Source organism: Bacillus cereus group sp. MYBKT14-1, from assembly GCF_051915185.1.
Taxonomy (GTDB): Bacteria; Bacillota; Bacilli; order Bacillales; family Bacillaceae_G; genus Bacillus_A; species Bacillus_A cereus.
Window position 1 is genome coordinate 256,088 of sequence record NZ_JBQAEF010000006.1, and the last position, 22,020, is coordinate 278,107.

Consider the following 22,020-nt stretch of genomic DNA (forward strand, 5'->3'; position numbering starts at 1 on the left):
ATACCCTATAAGGTATTTTGTAAACCCCTACTTTTATTTTTCGCCTTATATGTTCGCAAAACAAAAAGTAAAACCTTAATCTATAGGTTTTCACCTTCCACTAAATCTTGAAATAGAAAATGAAAAATATCAATATACAACACGTTCTGGCAATACTGTCCCATACAATTTAAAACCACCATCTACATTCTTTACCTTATATCCTTTTTCCATTAACATACGCGCTGCAACATACCCTCTCATACCAAGTTGACAAGTGATATATATTTCTTTGTCCATTGGCACTTCATCCAATCTATCACGTAATTCATCTAACGGAATATTAATAGAGCCTTTAATCATTCCTTGTTTTAGTTCATTGGGCTCCCGAACATCTATAATATATCCACCATTGTCAACAATACGATCTATTTCATGCCATTGTACCGTTTCCACAAAACCATCTACTATATTACTTGCGGCATACCCCACCATGTTTACTGGATCTTTTGCAGAAGAATACGGCGGGGCATATGATAATTCTAAATCCGGTAAATCGATTACAGTTAAGTTTGCCTTCATTGCCGTCGCGATAACATCGATACGCTTATCTACTCCATCACGCCCTAAAGCCTGTGCTCCGTAAATTTTTCCGCTTTCTTTATTAAAAATTAATTTTATTAGCACTGGCGTAGCATTCGGATAGTATCCTGCATGAGAATTTGCCTGTACATGTACTACCTCATAGGGTATATTTAATCGTTTTAATATTTTCTCATTTACTCCAGTCGAAGCAACTGTTAAATCAAAAACTTTAGCCACAGAAGTTCCCATCGTACCTTTATATAAAGACTCCGTATGCCCATGAATAATATCTGCTAACATGCGACCTTGACGATTAGCTGGCCACGCTAAAGGAATCATCGTTTCTGTTTCTGTAACAAAATCTTTCACTTCAATCGCATCACCAATTGCATATACATATGGGTCAGATGTTTGAAATTTCTTATTTACCTTTATCGTTCCTTTAACTCCTAATGCTAATCCTGCATCTTTCGCTAAACTACTCTCTGGTTGTACACCAATTGCTAAAATAATCATATCTGTTTTTATAACTGAGCCACTTTTTAAACGTACAACAGTCCCATTCTCTTCTAACGCATCTACACCATCTTCAAAAACAAGCTCAACATTGTGCACCTTCATATGCTCATGTACATATGCCGCCATTTCGTAATCAATTGGTGGCATCACTTGATTTGCCATCTCTACAAGAGTAACCTCAATCCCGCGTTCTCTTAAATTCTCAACCATTTCCACTCCAATAAATCCTCCACCAATAACCGTCACATGACGTGGTTTCTTCTCATCAATATACGCTTTTATACGATCTGTATCAGGTACATTTCGTAACGTAAACAACGCCTTCGCTTCTTCAATGCCCGGAATAGGTGGAACAATTGGTTTCGCCCCTGGTGAAAGAATCAAAACATCATATTCCTCGTTATATGTTTCATTTGTAGTTACATTCTTTATCGTAATTGTTTTCTCTTCTTTATTAACCTTTACCACTTCACTCAATACACGTATATCTAAATTAAAACGTTTTGACATCCTTTCAACAGTTTGTACTAATAACTTTTGTCTTTCTGTAATGACACCGCCAATATAATATGGCAATCCACAGTTTGCGAACGAAATGTATTCACCGCGTTCAAACATAATAATTTCATCTTCCTCACTTAAACGACGAAGCCTTGCAGCTACTGATGCCCCGCCAGCAACTCCGCCTACTACTATAATTTTTCTAGACATATTTCGAACCTCCATATTATTTATTATTAATTTTCTTATGCATCACAAAACCTATACCCGTATGAGTATATAATAGAGTGTAAAAATTTTAATTTCAATCAATATGTCTTTCTTTCACAAATTTGAAACAAATAAAAAAGAACTTAAATATCTCCAAGTTCTTTTACGTATAGTTCTATAACTTTCTGTACGATTAAACCAATGTATAAATACGTGTTTTTAATAACTGAAATACACCTGTATTTAAATTTTCAAAATCAATAGCTTCTTCACATAAGGTTAGATCCATTCCACGTAAAATTCTTTAATGCCACAACCTGAGAAAACGAATCCCAATGGACTCTTTTTCTACAATGATATATTTATTTTTTTCGTTGCACCTCTATCATTAATCATAACCATCTGCGTCTCGTTATTTGGTAAAAATACGATATATTTTCCCGTTCTCACATTCCTCCAAATAACTTTTCCTTCTTCGTCTGTTTTTCCTATTGAGATCCCAATTTCTTTACTGGGTTCAGGTGATTCGTCTTTCATAAGTATAATTTCAAAATCTTTTATTGGCTGTTTTTCTTTATTTTTCACGTAAAAAGTTACAGAATTAACAACCTTACTAAACTTCTTTTCATTATTTGCTATAGAACTAGACATTATGATTATGACCAATGCACAACATAAAATCCATATAAACTTACTATATTTATTCAGACCATTTTTTAAGTTTATTACATACATTGTCTGTTATTCGATTTCCAAAAAGGATCCGACTCTTCCCCATCATGTTTTCGCCCTTCAAATGAAGGCGAAACAAGATCTTCTCCCCTTCGATCATTACTATACAAAGATTGTTCTTGAAAAAGTACACGCTCTCCCTCATTTGAAACTGATGTCCACGGTACATCTTCTGCATACACCTTTTGATTCACCAAAAATACTATACAAAAAAAGATAAAAAGAACACCAAAACTATAAAGAGCCAACCTACATCTTATAGAAATAAAGCTATCCAACATAACTTACCTCCTATACAAATGATAGCGAACAATTGAAGATCCCTTTATAAATTCTAGTTTTTCTTTTTTTAGAAGTCAATGTAATTAATAATAATAATCATTATTAATTACATTGACTTAACAAAATCACACAATTAGTCATATTCTTTACTCCGCGTTCAAAAATCTGTCTCATTAAAGGTTCACTTTATTACATAAACTCGTAACCTTCTTCACAATCAGCTCCGCAGTAGTTTCCTCCGGTGGCAACAATAAATTCGTAACCGGTCCATACACAACATGGCTTAATTCCACTTCATACCCACCATATGAGAATTCTTCCTTTGTTGGTAAATAACCAATATATCCATTCGTATATCCACCAAAGAAAGCTAATTCATTTTGAAAATTCTCTTTCACTTCTAATGCCGTTTCCGAAAAAGGTTCCATCGGTAAACCTGAAAACATACCATCATTAACTTGAAACAATTGCACTTCTAAATCAATACTTAACCGCCGAATACCTTGCTCATATTTCTCTAAAACGATAGTAAGCCATTCATCCGTATTCACGCCCCACTGCTTCTCGGCTAATTGAGCCATACTTCGTATCTCATCAATTTCAGGAATATCTTTCAACTTCATTTGCATCATACTTGAAACTGTCCTTAAATTTACAATTGGGCTATATGTAACTGTTGGTAACATCGTTAATACATGTCCACTAAGTATGTAAGCCATTTGTTTTAACGCTTCGCTTGAACCGCGATACTTCGCATTCACATTTCCAGCAGCACCTTGAACGATAATAACAGGGCAGTTCACTATCTGCTCTAGAATTTCTCTCGTCATTCCAGGATAATCCGCTGATAATTCATCACTATTTCCTTTTAAAACATTCGGATGCGCAGTACAAAATACTAAAATCCCAGATAACTCCTTCGTTTCAGCATCTCTTATTGCTAACATGCCAATTCGGTTATCTACAACACCTTCTATATTTGTTCCCATCTTCGCTCTTCCATCACATGTTCTCTCTCTTCGATTTACCCCAATATCGCCTGTCGTAACACCCCAGCCAACTTCACATAGCTTCAAATTGTTATTCGCAGTAACAGCACCGTGTACTACATTATTTACTAAAATCGTTTTATACGACTGCACTAGCGGATCATCACCGACCGTTTCTGGACCAGAGTGTGTATGTGTATAAACAACCGTTATTCGCTCAAATGGTACATGAAGCCTACTTGCTACTCGCTCACGGATTATATTCGTATCTTCTACTAACATTCCAATATTATCAATACTTATAAACACAGTTTTCATTTCATCTTTTTCAAATACAAAAACCGTTCCATAAATACGTTCTTCAACATTATTTATGCCTGTCTCTCTATGATATCCGACAAAATCAATACCTATAGGCGGCGTAATATCCACCTTACATACCCCTACTTTGCTCATTTGAACCTCTCCATTTCTCTATGTAACTCCCTTTTTTCAAGAATAGCATATTTTTCCTATTTTAAATAAAAAAGAACGGACACAGTATCCTATGTCCGTTCTTCCCCTCACACATACTTCCGATGCACCATCTTCCCATCATAAGAAAACACAACGCCCTTACTCTCCACAATGGACTCCATATGCACCGTTCTTCCCCATAGTTGATGAAGATATGGTAATACCTTTTCTAAGTATTTCAAATCGAGCTCGATTCCTTCATAACTATGTTTAATGTATAATTCTCCATTCTTTAAGTAGTCTCCATCTTCTACTACTAAGTACGGGAACCCACCATTTGTCCGCATATTTACGAGTTGATCACGCACATTTTCCCATTCTTTATCTATGACTTTATATTCTTTTCCTTGGCGCTGGAATAAGTACATATCTTCTCGCATAACAAGATCTTTATTTAAGTAGTTTCTTAGGAACGATACGTCCCATTCAATTTCGCGTACTTCAAACATTTTATCACGGCCAGATCCTGGTTTTACGCCTCGTCGTTTCATTTCTTCTGTTGGATTGTTGTACCGTTCTTCAATATCTTCAAAGATTTTAATACCTAGGTAGTATGGATTAATACTTGTTTTTGACGGCTGTACAACACCTGCATTTAATTTCGCAAATTCAATTGCTTCATCAGATGTTAAGTCCATTTCACGAAGTATACGTTGATGCCAGTAGGACGCCCAGCCTTCGTTCATAATTTTTGTTTCAAGCTGTGGCCAAAAATATAACATTTCTTCGCGCATCATCGTTAATATATCACGCTGCCAATCTTCTAACTCACGGCTATATTCTTCAATAAAGAGAAGTAAATCTTTCTCTGGTTTTGGTGGAATTTTCTTCTTTTTACGCACATTGGAACGTTCCTGCTTTTTATTGCGATTATCTAAATTCCATAAATCATCGTATTGCGACACCTTTTTCTTTTCTACTTCTTCCTCTTCTAAATCATCAATACTCCATGCGAGCTTCGGACGCATAAGCGACGGATCAATATGCTCTTGAATGGCAAGTACGGCATCTAAAAATGTTTCTACCTCTGCCTTTCCGTACTTATGCTCATACGCTTTCACACGGTCCGCTGTTGCCGCCATACTCTCCACCATGTCTCGCTTCGTATTTGAAAAACGAATATTATTTTTGAAGAAATCACAGTGTGCTAAAACGTGCGCTACAATTAATTTGTTTTGAATTAAAGAGTTCGTATCTAATAAAAAGGCGTAACATGGATCAGAGTTAATAACGAGTTCGTATATTTTACTAAGTCCTAAATCGTATTGTAATTTCATTCTGAAAAATTGTTTTCCAAAACTCCAATGTGAAAACCTTGTCGGCATCCCATATGCACCAAATGTATAAATAATTTCCGCTGGACATATTTCATAACGCATCGGATAAAAATCAAGCCCAAATCCAGTCGCAATTTCCGTAATTTCCGCAATCGCATATTGCAGTGCTTTATCGTCACTTGCTCTCATTATTTTCCCTCCTTACACTTTCCCTTAAGAAAGTGTATGATGAAAAACAAGCTTTCATGAGGATTGATTGCATAATAAAAAGACACCCCCGCAAAAACGAGAATGTCTTATCTATTAACCTTCAATAATCTCCATCTTCTCCGTAATCGGAGCACGAGCTTTTCCTTCTGGTGCTTTATCGAAATAGCCGATATGAAGAATTCCAACGATACGTTGGCCTCTTGTTAAACCGATTCCTTCTATAAATAATGGATTGTAGTTTAATCCGCCTGATTTCCAAACGCAACCTAATCCACGTTCCCAAGCAAGAAGTTGGAAGTTTTGCATAAATGCACATGTTGCAGCGTAATCTTCATCACGTTGAATTTGACGTGGATCTTCATTTATATATACAACGATTTGTGCAGGCGTGCTTAAGAAACGATCTGATAAAATTTTACCGCGTTTCGCCCTTTCTTCTTCCGTGAAAGAGTTTAATACCGCATCTACTAATTTCTTGCGGCCTTCTCCGATGTATAGTTTACAATTCCATGGTTCACGGTGCTTATGATTTGGTGCCCATGTTGCGTCGTTTAATAGTTCAATTAATAAATCTTTTTCTACTGCTTTGTCTGTAAATGTACGAACAGAGCGTCTTTCTTTAATCACATTAGCGATGGAAGTATATGTAGTCATATTTATCTCTCCCTTATTTTTATCTATATGTATAAGTTTATCATTAGTATTGATATTGATTTTCAATTTCGATTATACCTTAGTTTTTTACTATTAATCAATGTTTTATGTTGGAAAACTTCTAAAAACGTCATTCCATGCTGTGAATAAAAAAACTTAACTTGTTCACAAGTATTTCACATTTTATGGAAATGATATGTGTACAGTTTTCTACATTATCCATCTAGGAGGAGTTTACATGTACAAAAAAATCGCGGTAAGTATGACTATGGCAGCATTATTATGCGGAGCAATTATCTTCCCCGCTTCCGCTGCCACCCCAAAAGAAGTAACAATGCATCACCATAAACCAATTTCAGATGAAGAAATACAATCGCTAGAAAAACTCGGCTATAACAAACATGAAATTTGGAAAGCTGCTCATATTGCAAGAATTAGTAATAAAGAAATAAAAGATGTTTTAGCTTACTATAAGCAAAATAAATCTTGGGAGAAAACAGCCGAGCATTTCGGTATAGATCCAAGTAAGCTGAAAAAGCATCATATGAATAAAGAAACAAAGCAAGCACTGCTACAACAGTTAGCAACTATGCAAAAATCCACACCGGATCAGCTAAAGCAAAAAATGAAAGAATATAACATCAAATTGCGTCATCTTACTGTGTTAACAATCATCTCTCAAAAAAGCAATACTCCTCTTGATGATGTATTAAAGATGAAAAAAGATGGAATGGACATTAAACAAATTGCCGAAAAATTAAATGTAAAAAGAGAAGATATACGAGCGGAAATGATGAAATTAGTGAAGTCTATTAAAGAACAAAAAACAAATTAAAATGCTAAAAAGGAAGAGGCATTCACCACTCTTCCTTTTCTTTATGAACTTTCAATTTTTAAGTATAAATTCCCGTCTTTCCCAAAAACTAACACAAGTAAATGATGTAAGTTAGGGGTGAGAAAATGTTCGGTTTATCATCTAAAAAATCAAAAAAGACTAATACAAAAACACTTTGTTCTATTCCAGAATTTATACAAACCATGAAAGAATCAAGCGACTTTGTTTCTCATAACGTACTTGAAAATGAAACATTGTGCTTGTTTTATTATAAATCTGTCGTGGAAGCACTTATTATTAAACAATTCATTTTAACTCCTCTAAAAAAGGAATCGGAACAAATCCAAAACATCTCTGATTTATGTAATATCGTCTCTATTGAAGACATTATTACCTCCCCTTCTATTGATGATATTCGTGAGAAATTATTAGGTGGATATATTTTAATACGCTTAAAAAACAATTCGAATCCTGATCAATATGCTTTAATTCGTGCCGAAAGTACTGTTTTAGGAACACGATTATATAACGATACAGAAAATGAGTATAGCGTAATCGGGCCTAAAATCGGTTTCGTTGAAAACCTTGATACAAATATACACTTATTACGCCGAAATATCGTAACGGAGCAACTCATTTTTAAAGAAGTTACCGTCGGATCTATGTCAAAAACGAAAGTAGCAGTTGCTTATATAGAAGGAGTTACAAATGAACAATTCATCAACACCGCAATTCAACGGCTAGAAGACATTGACTTTGATGTCCCATTTGATTCAACTATGATTGAGCAATTTATTAGTGATAATAGCAATTCACCTTTTCCTGTTCTATTACCTACAGAACGATTAGATCGAGCTGTATTTGCATTAATTAACGGGGAAGTTTTAATTTTAACAGATGGCTCTCCATATGCTTTATCAGGACCAACCACGTTACTGGATTTTTTCATTTCACCAGAAGATTATTATTTACCGTGGATGATTGGATCGTTCTTTCGTATTATTCGTTTTTTCGGAGCTATATTTTCTCTTTTTTCCTCCGCTATTTATACAGCGGCTTTAACATATCATTATCAAATGATTCCTGCCGATTTACTAGGTCCTATTATTTTCTCGAGAGCTAACGTACCTTTTCCTCCTATTCTAGAAGCACTCTTTTTAGAAATTACAATCGAATTGCTTCGTGAAGCGGGAGCGCGTTTACCGACAAAAGTCGGACAAACAATTGGGATTGTTGGGGGGATTGTAATTGGCCAAGCATCCGTGGAGGCAGCTTTGACAAGTACAATTTTATTAATTGCAGTTGCTTTATCCGCTCTTGCATCTTTCACAACACCAACAGTAAAGATGTCTTCTACTATCCGGTTGTTACGCTTTCCCCTTATTCTTTTAGCCGGTGCATTCGGAGGATTAGGCCTTATTGTCGGATTTGTATTTATTTTAGCTCATTTAATTAAATTAAAATCACTTGGATCACCTTATTTGTTACCTTTATATCCATTTCGTGGTTTAGGTACAGCAGAAGGTTTTCTTCGATTACCATTTAGTCAAACAGCTCAAAGACCTTCTTTTCTTAGACCAAAATCAAAATGGCGCTATAATCCAAACAAAGCGAAGCAAAAACGTGATGGTGAGAATGAATGAAAAAATTTTTATTGCACCTTATTATAATTATCTTCTTCATTTTACAAACTGGCTGTACACAAACCTATATAGTGGATACGCAGCGTATTATTCATATCGCTGGATTTGACATCACAAAAAACAAAAGATTCCAAGGAACTATTCTATTCCCAGAGTACACACATGGTGTAAAGTCTAAACCAGAAACGCAATCAACATCTGCCCGTTCACTTGAGACAATCGCTTCACGATTAAATGCAAAATCTCCTCACAATGTCGTTGTAGGTCAAATGCGTGTCGTCCTATTTGGAAAAGCTCTAGGAGAACGCGGAATGGGAGAGATTATTACTAACTTACAACGTGACCCAAATATCGGGCGTGATGTACAACTAGCAATTGTAGATGGATCAGCTGAAGAGCTTTTAAATTACGGAAAAAAAAATGGGTCTTTATATATTGCTGATTTACTCGAACAAAATATAAGAAATGAAAACATTCCACAAACCGAATTAAACATTTTTTTATATAATTATTACTCTTCCGTATGTGATGCCTATGTTCCTTATATTAAAATGGACGATAATCATTCTGTCGCTGTCAAAGGGCTTGCCTTTTTAAAAGGCGATAAAGTCGTTATGTATACGGATAAAAGACATTCTGTTTTAGCAAAATTACTTATTAATCCTACGAAAAATGGACGTTACGAAGCAGCGATAAAAAAGGATAAACATAAAGGTATGGTTGTTATACAAAACTTAGCTGGGGAAAATAAGTATAATATAGATCAAACTGGCGACATACCAAAAGTAAAAATCCATTTAAAATTAAATGGATTAATTAAAAACTCTCCTAATTGGATTGATTTAAGAAAAGAAACAAATATCAACTATATAAAAAAACAAATTGAACGAAATGTTGAAAAAGACTGTGAAGATCTAATAAAACAATTTCAAGAAAAGGAAATTGATCCTTTAGGAATACGAGATGAAATTAGAAGCCATACGAGAAAATGGAATATAACACAAATTCGAAATATGTATAAAAATGTAGCGGTGGATGTAAATTTAGATCTTAATATTGTACAATCTGGAATCGGAGAATAGTGAGGTGAAATAAGCAATGAATACAATGAATAAAACAAAGACAGTCTCTCCATATTTTGCATTTATTTTATTGCATTCTCTCCAGATTGGTATAGGAATTCTCGGATATCAACGTGTAATTTTAAAAAACGCTGGTTATGATGCCTGGATTTCTCTTATTATTGCGGGAATTGCAACTCATATTGTGCTGTTTTGTATGTTAAAAATGCTTGAAAAAGACGGAGATTTAATTAGCATTCATACAACAACCTTTGGAAAATGGGTTGGCTCTATATTTTCTGTAATTTTCACTCTTTATTGCTTATTATTTTGCCTTACGGTTCTTCGTACGTATATGGAAGTGATACAAGTTTGGATTTTCCCTACCATTAAGTTATGGAAACTTACGCTTATGTTTTTATTAGTCACTTACTACATTATAAAAGGTGGCTTCCGTTCTGTGACAGGGATATGTTTTTGGGGTATTGTTCTTCCTATTTTCGTTGTATTCTTTTTAATCTATCCAATGAAATATGCTCATTTTCGTAATATTTTACCTATTTTTACACATTCACCTTTTGACATGCTTATATCTGCAAAACAATCCGCATTGGAATTTCTGGGGTTTGAAACAATTCTTATCTTTTATCCCTTTATTGAAAAAGGAAAATCTTTAAAGCGATGGGCCCATGCTGGAATTGCTTTTAGCACCTTAATTTATGTAGTTTTAGCTATCGTATCTTTTATGTATTACAGCGAGGGACAATTAAACCGTACTATTTGGCCTACTTTAACGATGTTAAAAATAATTAAAGTTCCTTTCATCCAGCGCTTTGAATATATTATTATTTTCGTTTGGTTTTTAATTATTTTACCAAACCTCTGCTTAACCATTTGGTCATCATGTCAAACGATGAAGCGTTCCTTTCATATTTCATTTAAATTTACATTACCGTTTTTTATTTTCATCATATTTTCAGCTTCTCTACTTTTCACAAACCGTGAAAGTATCAACACATTAAATACCGTACTATCTCAAGCGGGTTTATATATTGTATACGCTTATATCCCAATTTTATTTTTGTTTCATTCACTAAGATGGTACTTCAAAAATCGTTCAAAAAAAACTTCTCCCTAGGTGTCCCTTAGTCTGATACAATTTGATTAATACATTTGTAAAGGGGACAAGCGAATGAAAAAGTATGTATTTTCTTTACTTGCAGTACTAAGCTTAATTCTTGCTGGATGCGGAAGTACTAGTACAAATGACCAAAAATCTTCTGAATCAAAAAAAGAAGAACATGACCACGCATCGCACACTCAGCAAGCTGACATTCAAGAGAAAACAAAAGGAGTCGACACACTTCCTACCTTCCTAGACAAGCTTGATCCACAAATGAAAGATATCTACACTGTCGCTGGACAAAATGCAGAACTATTAGATTGGATTCCATGCTATTGTGGTTGCGGTGAAAGTGTAGGACATAAAAATAATAAAAACTGCTTTATTCGTGAAATTAAAAAGAATGGTGAAGTTGTTTGGGACTCCCATGCAACGACTTGCGTCAATTGCCTAGAAATCGCAGTTGAATCTGCTTCCATGAAACAAAAAGGAAAATCAACGCTTGAAATTCGTAACTATATCGATAATAAATACAAAGAAGGCTATGGCAAACCAACACCTACGCCAATGCCAAAAGCTTAAAAAACGAGGAAACTCCTCGTTTTTTCTTTTCATTCACTTTTTTTCTTAACAAATTCTTTCAAGTGTATTTCCCCTTACTTATCACACACTATATATAACTCTCGGTAAGGAGGGTACACAGTGCAAACATATAACGACTATGATAAAGCTCTCTATTACACGTATTGCTGTAATTGGGATAAATTACTCGTTCTCATGGTTCAAACGAACGATCAATTATTTTCTAAACGTATTGAGCATTTTTTACACGCTTATCAATACAGTAAAGAACTTCCAGAAGTTGATAAACAATTGCAGCTCCTATTTCAATATATTGACCACGCATCCCAAAAGTCGCATGTAGAAGAAGTAGAACAAATTCAAATGTAAAATATAGCGCTATTCTCTTCCGGAGAATGGCGCTTTTTTAAAATGTTTATATCAATAAAAGTTTCTCCTTATAAAACTTTTATTGATAAACATATTTTTTCTTTCTTTTCCATACTACTTCATACTATAATTTAGTATGTAACTATTATAAGAGAGGTATAAAATATGGGACGAGAAAAAAAGCAAGAATATGCTTTACTTACCGCATGGGGAGCTTCTTTTATCGCTACACTAGGAAGTCTGTACTTTTCCGAAATCATGAAATTTGAGCCTTGTGTTCTTTGTTGGTATCAACGTATTTTTATGTATCCATTCGTTTTATGGCTTGGTATCGCTGTAGCAAAGAAAGATTATCGCATTGCAAGTTATTCTTTACCAATCGCAACTATTGGTGCTTGTATTTCTTTATATCACTATGCAATTCAAAAAGTCGCAGCATTTTCAGCTGCTGGGGCAGCTTGTGGACGTGTACCATGTACGGGAGAATACATAAACTGGTTCGGTTTTGTGACAATCCCGTTTTTAGCACTTATCGGCTTTATTACAATCGCTGTTTGTAGCTTTATTGTCATCAAAAACAAATAAGGAGATGAAAGAATGAAAAAAATGCTTATATTTGGTGGTATTATTATCGCCTTGTTTGCGGCAATTTTCGCTGTAACACAAATGGAAGAAAAAAACGCTTCAACTAGCCAAAAAATTGATAATGCTACTGGTAGTCAAACAGATGGTCCTGACTACTACACAAATAAAATTTCTCTTTCAGATCTTCAAAAGAACTTAAAAGAGAAAAAAGAAGAAACAGTATACTTTTATCAAACATCTTGCTTTCATTGCCAAAAATTATCTCCTGTCGTAGTGCCAATGGCTAAAGACTTGAACGTTGATATGAAAGTTATGGATATTGAAAAATTAGATGCTCCTTGGGATGAATATAAAATTCAAGGTACACCAACAATCATTCATTTTAAAGATGGCAAAGAAGTGAGCCGTATTAGCGGTGAACAGCCGAAAGACAAATTAAAAGAATGGCTTGAACAAACGAAAAAGTAATTAGAAAAGGAAACTCCTTCTACACATGAAATGGGCGTAAAATCCCACACTAATGTATAAGGAGGGGGTTTTATGCCAGAAGTAAGATGTTCTGTTTCCAACTGTTCTTTTTGGGGACAAGGTAACTTTTGTCAAGCAAGTGCGATCATCGTTCAGCCTGATGCAGATGAAACTGGTCAAACTGAAAATGATTCATATACAGCTGCTGTTTTAACAAACGAGACGCTAGAAAGTTCTGTAGCAACGAGTGTAGAGACTTGTTGTCATACATTTAAGCCTAGATATTAACAATTATTCCACCTCATATACGTGAGGTGGTTTTTTCTTTCCCTCTTCTTGTTTACGTCATCTCTAATTCTCCCTATAATAAAGTTAACATTTTTATGAATACGAAGGTGAAATACTATGGCTAAAACAATTGCAGATATCGCCAAATTGGCTGGAGTTGCAAAAAGCACAGTCTCTCGTTACTTAAACGGCGGATATGTAAGTGATAAAACAAAACTTAAAATCGAAGGTATTATTCAAGAAACAAATTTCTCTCCCAATACATTTGCTCAAAGTTTAAAAGCAAAAACAACAAATTTAATTGGTGTCATCATCCCCCGATTAGACTCCTTCGCTACAATGAAAACACTTATCGGGATCGATAAAACATTACAGGAAAATAACTATCAAATGCTTGTAGCAAATGCAAATCAAACAACCGGAACTGAAATACAAGCAATTGAAAACTTTATAAAACAAAAGGTAGCTGGCATTATTTTATTAACAAAAACATTGACGAATGAACATCAAAAAATTATGGCTAATTCAAACATCCCTATTTTATTCGTCGGGCAAGAATATAAAGATCAATATTGCCTCGTTCACGATGATTATGATGCAGCTTATGAGTTAGGGGCATACGTTTTATCGCAAGGCCATCGACATATTGCCTATTTAGGGATAGAAAAAGATGATATTTCTGTTGGAATAAATCGAAAAAATGGTTTTCAAAAAGCAATTGAAAATTTAGAACCGACTTGCAACGTTTCATATTACGAAACAACTTTCCGCATAGAAGATGCCATGAAACAAGTACAACATATTTTAGATAATAATCGCCCAACTCTTATCGTATGTGCTACAGATAACATCGCTCTTGGCGCAATGAAAGTCATTCACTCCCACTCTCTTTCTGTACCAGGTGATATTTCTGTAACAGGATTCGGTGGATATGATATTTCAGAAATGGTACACCCTAGTTTAACGACAATTGCGTTTGACTATGAGTATGCTGGAAAGCTTGCTGCCACTTCTCTTTCACAGCTTGTTGAAAACAAAACTATACCAAAAATATTACACTCCCGTTATACATTAAAAATCCAAGAAAGCGTTGACAAAATATAAAGGCGCTCTATAATAAAATTAAAACCGGTTCCACATTTTAAAAACAGGATTTTCAACATCATTTCCCTGTTTTTTATTTTAACTTTTTGCGGAACCGGTTCCACAAAAAATATAGTAAGGGGGAATTTTTATGGATATGAAACACATTGCAACTCAAGTAATACAGAATATTGGTGGAAAGGAAAACATTGTTCGTGCCACACATTGCGCGACTCGCCTTCGTCTTACATTAAAGGATGATACGAAAATAAACGCTGCAGAAATCGAAAACATCGATGGAGTAAAAGGTGCTTTTGCAACGACCGAGCAATATCAAATTATTTTTGGAACTGGCATAGTAAACAAAGTATATGATGAATTCTCAAAATTAATTGGAATAGCTGAACTAGATTCTACAACATCAAACGATATACCTAAGAAAAAAATGAATCCTGTCGCCCGCCTAGCCAAGACACTATCTAATATTTTTGTTCCAATTATTCCAGCTATCGTTGCAAGCGGTTTACTTATGGGTCTACTCGGAATGTTGAAAGCGTTTAAATTAGTTCCTGGAGATCACTCACTTATCCAATTACTTGATATGTTCTCAAGTGCAGCTTTCATCATTTTACCCATTTTAATTGGAGTTAGTGCCGCTAAAGAATTTGGTGGAAACATTTTCTTAGGTGCAGTTGTTGGTGGTATATTAACTCACCCAAGCTTAACAAATCCTTGGACTCTTTCAAATGCAAAACCCACAGTTTTACATTTCCTTGGTATGGATATTGATATGATTGGCTATCAAGGTACTGTTTTACCTATTTTATTATGTGTATATGTTATGAGTACAATTGAAAAAGAACTTCGAAAACGTGTTCCGAACTCTTTAGATTTATTAGTTACACCATTCTTAACAATTATTATAACTGGCTTTTTATCACTTATTATTATCGGACCAATTGGATATAAAATCGGTGACGGCATTACGTACCTTTTAAATACAATTTATCAATTTGCAGGACCAGTAGCTGGACTTATATTCGGTGGGTTGTATTCAACAATTGTTCTTACTGGCTTACATCATAGCTTCCACGCTATTGAAGCGGGCTTACTCGCAAATAAAGATATCGGTGTCAATTTCTTACTCCCTATTTGGTCAATGGCAAACGTTGCACAGGGCGGTGCTACTTTAGCTGTCTATTTCAAAACAAAAAACAAAAAAACGAAAGAAATTGCAATTCCAGCAGCAGCTTCAGCATTTTTAGGAATTACAGAACCAGCTATTTTTGGTGTCAATTTAAAACTTGGTAAACCATTTATTGCAGCAGCTATTGGCGGCGCAATTGGAGGCGCTTACGTTGTTTGGATGCAAGTAGCGGCTAATGCATACGGTTTAACAGGTATTCCGATGCTTACAATTGTTGCACCTCTTGGCATGATGAACATGATTCACTATATAATTGGTTTCGCTATTGCAGTTATCACTGCTTTTGTTGCCACATTCATTTTATATAAAGAAAGTAAATAATAACGGGGTGAAAACCTATGTCAAAATATAAAACAATACTGCAATCTAATAAAGACGAATTACATTCTTTATATGAAATTGCAAACCAAGATTCATGGAAACCAATTTATCATATCCACCCACCATTTGGATTAATGAATGATCCTAACGGTGTATCATACTACAATGATGAATATCACGTTTTTTATCAGTGGTATCCATTTGGTCCCATTCATGGAATGAAGCATTGGGGGCATGTGAGGTCAAAAGACCTTATTAACTGGGAGCGTATGCCTGTAGCCATCATCCCTACTGAAAGCTATGAATCACACGGTGCATATTCTGGTAGTGCTATCGTAAAAGATGGCCTTCTTCATCTACTTTATACAGGGAATATAAAAAAGCCTGATGATTCCCGTGATGCAAAACAATGTATGGCAACAATGGATTCACAATATACGATGACGAAATATAGTAATAATCCTGTTATTGATATAATTCCTGACGGATATACAAAACATGTACGTGATCCAAAAGTCTGGAAACATAATGATATGTACTATATGTTACTCGGTGCCCAACGTGAAAATAAAACAGGAACTCTATTACTATACAAATCACAAGACCTATACAATTGGCATTTCCAAGGCGAAATTACAACAAACTTAAAAGAATTCGGATTTATGTGGGAATGCCCCGATTACTTCCAATTATCAGGGAAAGATGTACTTCTCTTTTCACCGCAAGGAATTGAAAAAGACGGAGAAAACTTTCACAATGTATACAATGTCGTTTATGCTATAGGCCATTTCGATATTAAAAATTTATATTTCCATGTTGATTCCTATTACGAAGCTGATAAAGGGTTCGATTTTTATGCCCCTCAAACTTTAGAAGACTCTACTAGTCGTCGCCTATTGTTTGCTTGGGCAGGATCAAGTGAAATCACATATCCTTCTGATGATTATATGTGGGCTCATTGCCTAACACTTCCACGTGAATTAACATTAGAAGATAACATCTTAAAACAAAAACCAGTTTCAGAATTAACAAAACTACGAACAACAAAAAAAGACATTTCAGGAGATATAACAGCTGGATTAAATGTATTATCAACGCTTGATGATGAAGACTCCTATGAATTAATTGTTACACTTAAAACAGAAGATGCAAAACGTTTTGGTCTTTCTCTCTTCCACAATGAGGAGGAATGTTTCCCCATTACATTTAATCGGGAACAAGGTACTATTTCTATAGACAGGGGCAACTTCTACCATCAATTTGGCGGAGAATATGGATTTGAACGCTGTAAAAAAATCGATATTCAAGATACGATAGAACTACAAATATTTGTAGATAAAAGCATCGTGGAAATTTTCTTATACGATGGTTCAACAGTCTTTACGTCCCGAGTTTTTCCTCGAAAAGACATGAAACATCATATCGCAATCTTTTCAGATGCAAAACTAAACTTTACCATCACACAATATAAGCTGAAAAGAGGGATTGTATGAGAAATGTCTTTTGTATAGGTGAACTATTAATTGATTTTGTGTGCCGAAATACTAATGTTTCTTTAGTAAACGGTTCAGATTTCGAAAAAAAAGCTGGTGGAGCACCCGCTAACGTTGCTGCTGCGATTACAAAATTAGGTGGACACGCTACATTTATGGGGCAAGTAGGAAACGACCCATTTGGTGAGTTTCTTGAACAAACTTTACAGCGTGCGCAAGTCGATACATCCATGCTCATAAAAGATAAACAAACAACACTTGCATTCGTATCCATCGATCAAGATGGCGAACGTGATTTTACTTTTATGCGTGGTGCAGATGGTGAATATCAATTCAATAGCATTGATTTATCAAAAATACAAACGAATGATTTAATACATTTCGGTTCAGCGACAGCTTTACTATCAAGCCCATTAAAAGAAACGTACTTTCAGTTGTTACAATATGCGAAAGATAAAGGCCATTTCATTTCTTTTGATCCAAATTATCGAAGTGCACTCATTACAAATACAGAACAATTCTCTCAAGATTGTCTAACCTTTATAAAACATGCACACTTCGTAAAAGTAAGTCAAGAGGAAGCTACTATGCTCTCTAAAGAGAGTGATTTACAACAAGCTGCACTCAAATTATTAAATTATGGCGCAAAAGTAGTAGCTATTACACTTGGAAAAGACGGTACCCTTCTTGCGACAAATGAAGGTCAAACTATTGTCTCTTCTATTTCCATTCAACAAGTCGATACAACTGGTGCTGGTGACGCTTTCGTTGGAGCAATGTTATATCAGATTGCCCAAAGTGAACATACACTTTCGTATCATTTCAAAGACTTAACAGCATTTATCTCCTTTGCAAATAAAGTAGGCGCTATCACATGTACAAATTACGGTGCAATTGCCTCTCTTCCATCATTAACAGATATAAAAGCATACGATTAATCGTATGCTTTTTTTACATTCCTCTCCAAAAATCATGCATAATAAAAAAGTACAAAATAACGAGAACGGCCGTCCCGCATAGGGTAATGCGCCGATATATACTCTTCTCTCCTTCCCTCGCTTTCACAAACGCCCAAATAAATCCGAAGAATAATATTAAATCAATATATGGAACATAAAAAGAAAAGACGAGAAACGCATATAAATACACGATAAATAAACAGGTCGTTACTAAGAAAACTTTAAACGCAAATTCACTTTTCATAATATAACCGCCCCCTATCTGTACTGTATTATATTCAGCAAAATACAATAGTTGCAGTTAAACTCCAAGTATAAATAAGCTACCGTCTATAATACGGTAGCCATTACGGAACATTGTATTTCCGTTTATATATATTACTTAAAATCGAAGAAGGAATTTGTTCGTAACGAACTTTCTCTCCTGTTTCATCTATAATATACGAATTGTTTCCTATATAATATATTCCATCTTTTCGTTTTGAGTACACTGGATATCTTTCATTTGGCAATACCGTTTTCACTTTCGTTAACTGTCCATTTGGTTCTTGCCAATATATATCCGCGCGGTCTACTAACGTAAGTACTCCAATTTGTTCTTTTTCTATTTTTCGACCATTCCAGCTCACAACGCGATAACCAAGTTTATTCGCTTCATATTCGGGGCTCGTATGAAAACGAGAAATGATTACTTTTGTTTGTAATTGTACTCGGTCATATAACCATTGTATATCCCTGTCATGCATACGAATACAGCCATTTGATTCCCTACTTCCAATCGTCCATTCCCGGTTCGTACCGTGAATTGCATATTCATTCTTATCTAGTCCAAGCCACCTCGTACCAAGAGGGTTATTCGGTGCACCCCCAGGTATTTTTTTTCGATGGTATTCTTTATTTTTAAATTTAGTTATAATACAAAAATTACCTTCAGGCGTAGGTGTACGATCTCTTCCAGTCGTTACTGGAAATGTTTTTGTGTAATTTCCATTTTCAAAAAAAGACAACTGGTTCGTCGTAAGATTTACTAATATTAAATGATCTGTATTAGCAAAAGCACTAACCGGTAGGATGAAAAATAATAGTATGATGAAACATAACTTTTTCAGCTATATCCCCCCTAGCGCTCCCTATAATAAGTGGAATTAACATTACTTTGCTCTTATAAATGAAAACTATCCATTTACAATAACGCCCCCATTTACATGTATCATTTGCCCAGTAACATAGGATGAATCACCAGATGCCAAGTATACGTATGCCGGCGCTAATTCATATGGTTGACCAGGCCGTTGCATCGGGACATTGCTCCCAAACTGAGAGACTTTCTTCTCATCAAAGCTCGATGGAATAAGCGGTGTCCAAATCGGGCCTGGTGCAACACCATTTACCCGAATCCCTTTTTGCACTAACGATTGAGAAAGTGATCTTGTAAAAGCTACGATTGCTCCTTTCGTTGCGGAATAATCAATTAACGTTTCATTTCCTTCATATGCAACGATAGATGCCGTATTTATAATGACATCCCCTTTCTTCAAATGAGAAAGGGCTGCTTTCGTAACGTGAAAATAAGAAAAAATATTAATACGAAATGTTTTTTCTAGCTGTTCTGCTGTAATATACTCTAGCCCTTGCTGCGGATATTGCTGTGCAACGTTATTCACTAAAATATTTAAACTACCTAACTGCCGGGCGGTTTCTTCCACAATATCTTTACAATGCTGTTCATTACTCAAATCCCCCGGCAACAATACACACTTTACACCTTCTTTTTCAACACGTTGTTTCGTCTCATTTGCATCTTCTTCCTCATCTAAATAAGCAATCGCAACATTTGCTCCCTCTTTTGCAAAAGCGATGGAAACTGCTCGTCCAATTCCGCTATCTCCTCCCGTAATTAACACATTCTTCCCTTTTAACTTTTCACTTCCTTTATAGTTTGCATCTTCAAACTGCGGAAGGGGGCTCATTAATGATTCAATACCTGGCTGCTTATTTTGATGTTGCGCAGGCATTGTTATAAAGTTTTTTTGCTGTGGCATAGCTGCTTTCAACTCCTTTTCCTTAGCATGTGCACAATAAAAAGCTGAAATTCACACATCGTTTTACGATTAATATTCGAATTTAAGACACAAAATATGAATTGTTATAAACTTTTTATGCAAAACTATTGCAAAATAGATAAAAAACGAATATTATATATAACTGTTGTGAAAATTATTCGTAAACAGAAAGGATGTTTATATGTTTAACCTTTCAAAACATAAAACTTCTATTAAAACTGAAATTATGGCAGGTATTATTACCTTCTTAACAATGGCATATATCATTGTCGTAAACCCTGTTATCCTTGGAGATGCAGGTGTTCCATTTGAACAAGCATTTACAGCAACAATTATCGCTGCTGTTGTCGGAACATTATTTATGGCAATCTTTACAAACTTACCAATCGCAATCGCGCCAGGTATGGGATTAAATGCTTACTTCTCTTACTCTGTTGTAAAAGCGCATGAAGGCATGACTTTCGCAATTGCATTCTCTGCTGTATTCGTAGCAGGTATGATTTTAATTTTGCTATCATTTACATCTTTCCGTACAAAATTAATGGAAGCAATTCCTGAAAACTTAAAACATGCAATTACTGCTGGTATCGGGCTATTTATCGCCTTTATCGGTTTACGTTTAACAGGTATCGTTACAAAAAATGATGCAAACTTAGTTGGACTTGGTGATCTTCACTCTGCTCCAGTACTACTAGCATTAGCTGGACTTGGAATTACAATTGTCCTTATGTCTTTAAATGTAAATGGCGCACTATTTATCGGGATGCTATTAACTGGTATTATCGCTTTCTTCACGGGACAATTATCATTCTCAAACGGTGTTACATCAATGCCTGGTTTACCAGAAGGAATTATCGTTTCAAATCCAATTACTGCTGTATCTGACGTAATTAACTACGGATTATACGGCGTTGTATTCTCATTCTTCCTTGTTACACTATTCGATACAACAGGTACATTACTTGGTGTTGCACAACAAGGTGGATTTATGAAAGACGGAAAGCTTCCAAAAGCAGGACGAGCTCTTCTATCTGACTCATTCTCAGCAACTATTGGTTCTATGTTCGGAACGACACCATCAACAGCTTACATTGAATCATCTGCTGGTGTTGCAGCTGGTGGTCGTACTGGTTTAACAACTGTTACAGTAGCGGTTCTATTCGCACTAGCAGCATTCTTCGGCCCATTAGTAAGTGCTGTTTCTGGTGTATCAGCTATTACTGCACCATCATTAATTATCGTTGGTAGTCTTATGATGGGTTCAGTTCGCCACATCGATTGGGACGCATTTGATGAAGCATTCCCAGCATTCTTAGTAATCTTAAGCATGCCACTTACATCAAGTATCGCAACAGGTATCGCACTTGGATTTATTTCATACCCACTTATGAAAGTGGCAAAAGGTAAATTCCGTGCTGTTCACCCACTTGTATATGTATTTGGAATTTTGTTTGCTTATCAATTGATATTCTTACCACATTAAAAT

General features: G+C 35.2%; 22 protein-coding genes and 1 pseudogene. 14 read left to right on the forward strand and 9 right to left on the reverse strand.

Annotated elements, in window-relative coordinates; translation table 11 throughout:
• Positions 1-129: 129 nt before the first annotated feature.
• The 6 genes and pseudogenes from cdr to ACTFO4_RS17580 form a co-directional block, all read right to left on the reverse strand.
• Positions 130-1,794 (reverse strand): CoA-disulfide reductase, encoded by a 1,665-nt coding sequence (gene cdr, locus ACTFO4_RS17555; RefSeq protein ID WP_061456814.1) that lies wholly within the window; start codon positions 1,792-1,794, stop codon positions 130-132.
• Between the two features lie 348 nt (positions 1,795-2,142).
• Positions 2,143-2,529, reverse strand: a complete 387-nt coding sequence (locus tag ACTFO4_RS17560) for a DUF2606 family protein (protein ID WP_061456813.1) — start codon at positions 2,527-2,529, stop codon at positions 2,143-2,145.
• A gap of 32 nt (positions 2,530-2,561) precedes the next feature.
• A pseudogene (locus ACTFO4_RS17565) lies at positions 2,562-2,807 on the reverse strand (trypsin-like serine peptidase); the annotation flags it as partial.
• 174 nt (positions 2,808-2,981) lie between these two features.
• Complete coding sequence (locus ACTFO4_RS17570) at positions 2,982-4,253, reverse strand: neutral/alkaline non-lysosomal ceramidase N-terminal domain-containing protein (protein ID WP_440013945.1); 1,272 nt, start codon at positions 4,251-4,253, stop codon at positions 2,982-2,984.
• A 107-nt stretch (positions 4,254-4,360) separates the two neighbouring features.
• The gene (spoVR, locus tag ACTFO4_RS17575) at positions 4,361-5,779 is read right to left on the reverse strand and encodes a stage V sporulation protein SpoVR (protein WP_061456810.1); all 1,419 of its coding nucleotides are present in this window, start codon (positions 5,777-5,779) and stop codon (positions 4,361-4,363) included.
• 114 nt (positions 5,780-5,893) lie between these two features.
• Positions 5,894-6,454: a nitroreductase family protein gene (locus tag ACTFO4_RS17580; protein WP_440013942.1), complete on the reverse strand. Its 561-nt coding sequence runs from the start codon at positions 6,452-6,454 to the stop codon at positions 5,894-5,896.
• A gap of 238 nt (positions 6,455-6,692) precedes the next feature.
• Between ACTFO4_RS17580 and ACTFO4_RS17585 the strand changes: the two genes are divergently transcribed.
• The 13 genes from ACTFO4_RS17585 (at position 6,693) to ACTFO4_RS17645 (ending at position 18,450) form a co-directional block, all read left to right on the forward strand.
• Complete coding sequence (locus ACTFO4_RS17585) at positions 6,693-7,289, forward strand: hypothetical protein (RefSeq protein WP_000276978.1); 597 nt, start codon at positions 6,693-6,695, stop codon at positions 7,287-7,289.
• Between the two features lie 125 nt (positions 7,290-7,414).
• Entirely contained in the window at positions 7,415-8,932 is a 1,518-nt protein-coding gene (locus ACTFO4_RS17590; RefSeq protein ID WP_061456809.1) for a spore germination protein, read from the forward strand.
• Positions 8,929-10,014, forward strand: coding sequence for a Ger(x)C family spore germination protein (locus tag ACTFO4_RS17595; RefSeq protein ID WP_000714134.1), 1,086 nt, complete (start codon positions 8,929-8,931; stop codon positions 10,012-10,014). The genes ACTFO4_RS17590 and ACTFO4_RS17595 overlap by 4 nt, the downstream gene beginning before the upstream one ends.
• Before the next feature lie 16 nt (positions 10,015-10,030).
• Positions 10,031-11,131 (forward strand): GerAB/ArcD/ProY family transporter, encoded by a 1,101-nt coding sequence (locus tag ACTFO4_RS17600; RefSeq protein ID WP_001095038.1) that lies wholly within the window; start codon positions 10,031-10,033, stop codon positions 11,129-11,131.
• 54 nt (positions 11,132-11,185) lie between these two features.
• Positions 11,186-11,698 carry a PCYCGC domain-containing protein gene (locus ACTFO4_RS17605; RefSeq protein ID WP_000761036.1) on the forward strand — a complete coding sequence of 171 codons (513 nt, stop codon included), beginning with the start codon at positions 11,186-11,188 and terminating at the stop codon, positions 11,696-11,698.
• A gap of 120 nt (positions 11,699-11,818) precedes the next feature.
• Entirely contained in the window at positions 11,819-12,067 is a 249-nt protein-coding gene (locus tag ACTFO4_RS17610) for a YhdB family protein (RefSeq protein ID WP_001195459.1), read from the forward strand.
• A 165-nt stretch (positions 12,068-12,232) separates the two neighbouring features.
• Entirely contained in the window at positions 12,233-12,652 is a 420-nt protein-coding gene (locus tag ACTFO4_RS17615) for a disulfide formation protein C (protein WP_000532265.1), read from the forward strand.
• A 12-nt stretch (positions 12,653-12,664) separates the two neighbouring features.
• Entirely contained in the window at positions 12,665-13,120 is a 456-nt protein-coding gene (locus tag ACTFO4_RS17620) for a thioredoxin family protein (protein ID WP_061456808.1), read from the forward strand.
• A gap of 72 nt (positions 13,121-13,192) precedes the next feature.
• Entirely contained in the window at positions 13,193-13,408 is a 216-nt protein-coding gene (locus ACTFO4_RS17625) for a DUF1540 domain-containing protein (RefSeq protein ID WP_001115482.1), read from the forward strand.
• A gap of 117 nt (positions 13,409-13,525) precedes the next feature.
• A complete protein-coding gene (locus tag ACTFO4_RS17630) occupies positions 13,526-14,512 on the forward strand; it encodes a LacI family DNA-binding transcriptional regulator (protein ID WP_001140402.1) in 987 nt (328 codons plus the stop codon).
• A gap of 130 nt (positions 14,513-14,642) precedes the next feature.
• A complete protein-coding gene (locus ACTFO4_RS17635) occupies positions 14,643-16,019 on the forward strand; it encodes a sucrose-specific PTS transporter subunit IIBC (protein WP_061456807.1) in 1,377 nt (458 codons plus the stop codon).
• A 17-nt stretch (positions 16,020-16,036) separates the two neighbouring features.
• Positions 16,037-17,512 (forward strand): beta-fructofuranosidase, encoded by a 1,476-nt coding sequence (gene scrB, locus ACTFO4_RS17640; protein ID WP_000049750.1) that lies wholly within the window; start codon positions 16,037-16,039, stop codon positions 17,510-17,512.
• A complete protein-coding gene (locus ACTFO4_RS17645; protein ID WP_001246640.1) occupies positions 17,509-18,450 on the forward strand; it encodes a carbohydrate kinase family protein in 942 nt (313 codons plus the stop codon). The genes scrB and ACTFO4_RS17645 overlap by 4 nt, the downstream gene beginning before the upstream one ends.
• Positions 18,451-18,463: 13 nt before the next feature.
• Here ACTFO4_RS17645 and ACTFO4_RS17650 read toward each other — a convergent pair whose 3' ends face one another.
• The 3 genes from ACTFO4_RS17650 to ACTFO4_RS17660 form a co-directional block, all read right to left on the reverse strand.
• Positions 18,464-18,715: a hypothetical protein gene (locus tag ACTFO4_RS17650; protein ID WP_061456806.1), complete on the reverse strand. Its 252-nt coding sequence runs from the start codon at positions 18,713-18,715 to the stop codon at positions 18,464-18,466.
• A 103-nt stretch (positions 18,716-18,818) separates the two neighbouring features.
• The gene (locus tag ACTFO4_RS17655) at positions 18,819-19,580 is read right to left on the reverse strand and encodes a L,D-transpeptidase (RefSeq protein ID WP_025921749.1); all 762 of its coding nucleotides are present in this window, start codon (positions 19,578-19,580) and stop codon (positions 18,819-18,821) included.
• 66 nt (positions 19,581-19,646) lie between these two features.
• Positions 19,647-20,513: an SDR family oxidoreductase gene (locus ACTFO4_RS17660; protein ID WP_001136261.1), complete on the reverse strand. Its 867-nt coding sequence runs from the start codon at positions 20,511-20,513 to the stop codon at positions 19,647-19,649.
• A gap of 202 nt (positions 20,514-20,715) precedes the next feature.
• Here ACTFO4_RS17660 and ACTFO4_RS17665 point away from each other — a divergent pair, with 202 nt between their 5' ends.
• Positions 20,716-22,017 (forward strand): NCS2 family permease, encoded by a 1,302-nt coding sequence (locus ACTFO4_RS17665; RefSeq protein ID WP_000482713.1) that lies wholly within the window; start codon positions 20,716-20,718, stop codon positions 22,015-22,017.
• The last annotated feature ends 3 nt before the right edge of the window (positions 22,018-22,020 follow it).

Bases quoted from the DNA above. Each gene is read 5' to 3' on its own strand.
- cdr (WP_061456814.1), bottom strand. From the start codon at position 1,794: ATGTCTAGAAAAATTATAGTAGTAGGCGGAGTTGCTGGCGGGGCATCA.
- ACTFO4_RS17560 (WP_061456813.1), bottom strand. From the start codon at position 2,529: ATGTATGTAATAAACTTAAAAAATGGTCTGAATAAATATAGTAAGTTT.
- ACTFO4_RS17570 (WP_440013945.1), bottom strand. From the start codon at position 4,253: ATGAGCAAAGTAGGGGTATGTAAGGTGGATATTACGCCGCCTATAGGT.
- spoVR (WP_061456810.1), bottom strand. From the start codon at position 5,779: ATGAGAGCAAGTGACGATAAAGCACTGCAATATGCGATTGCGGAAATT.
- ACTFO4_RS17580 (WP_440013942.1), bottom strand. From the start codon at position 6,454: ATGACTACATATACTTCCATCGCTAATGTGATTAAAGAAAGACGCTCT.
- ACTFO4_RS17585 (WP_000276978.1), top strand. From the start codon at position 6,693: ATGTACAAAAAAATCGCGGTAAGTATGACTATGGCAGCATTATTATGC.
- ACTFO4_RS17590 (WP_061456809.1), top strand. From the start codon at position 7,415: ATGTTCGGTTTATCATCTAAAAAATCAAAAAAGACTAATACAAAAACA.
- ACTFO4_RS17595 (WP_000714134.1), top strand. From the start codon at position 8,929: ATGAAAAAATTTTTATTGCACCTTATTATAATTATCTTCTTCATTTTA.
- ACTFO4_RS17600 (WP_001095038.1), top strand. From the start codon at position 10,031: ATGAATACAATGAATAAAACAAAGACAGTCTCTCCATATTTTGCATTT.
- ACTFO4_RS17605 (WP_000761036.1), top strand. From the start codon at position 11,186: ATGAAAAAGTATGTATTTTCTTTACTTGCAGTACTAAGCTTAATTCTT.
- ACTFO4_RS17615 (WP_000532265.1), top strand. From the start codon at position 12,233: ATGGGACGAGAAAAAAAGCAAGAATATGCTTTACTTACCGCATGGGGA.
- ACTFO4_RS17620 (WP_061456808.1), top strand. From the start codon at position 12,665: ATGAAAAAAATGCTTATATTTGGTGGTATTATTATCGCCTTGTTTGCG.
- ACTFO4_RS17625 (WP_001115482.1), top strand. From the start codon at position 13,193: ATGCCAGAAGTAAGATGTTCTGTTTCCAACTGTTCTTTTTGGGGACAA.
- ACTFO4_RS17630 (WP_001140402.1), top strand. From the start codon at position 13,526: ATGGCTAAAACAATTGCAGATATCGCCAAATTGGCTGGAGTTGCAAAA.
- ACTFO4_RS17635 (WP_061456807.1), top strand. From the start codon at position 14,643: ATGGATATGAAACACATTGCAACTCAAGTAATACAGAATATTGGTGGA.
- scrB (WP_000049750.1), top strand. From the start codon at position 16,037: ATGTCAAAATATAAAACAATACTGCAATCTAATAAAGACGAATTACAT.
- ACTFO4_RS17645 (WP_001246640.1), top strand. From the start codon at position 17,509: ATGAGAAATGTCTTTTGTATAGGTGAACTATTAATTGATTTTGTGTGC.
- ACTFO4_RS17650 (WP_061456806.1), bottom strand. From the start codon at position 18,715: ATGAAAAGTGAATTTGCGTTTAAAGTTTTCTTAGTAACGACCTGTTTA.
- ACTFO4_RS17660 (WP_001136261.1), bottom strand. From the start codon at position 20,513: ATGCCACAGCAAAAAAACTTTATAACAATGCCTGCGCAACATCAAAAT.
- ACTFO4_RS17665 (WP_000482713.1), top strand. From the start codon at position 20,716: ATGTTTAACCTTTCAAAACATAAAACTTCTATTAAAACTGAAATTATG.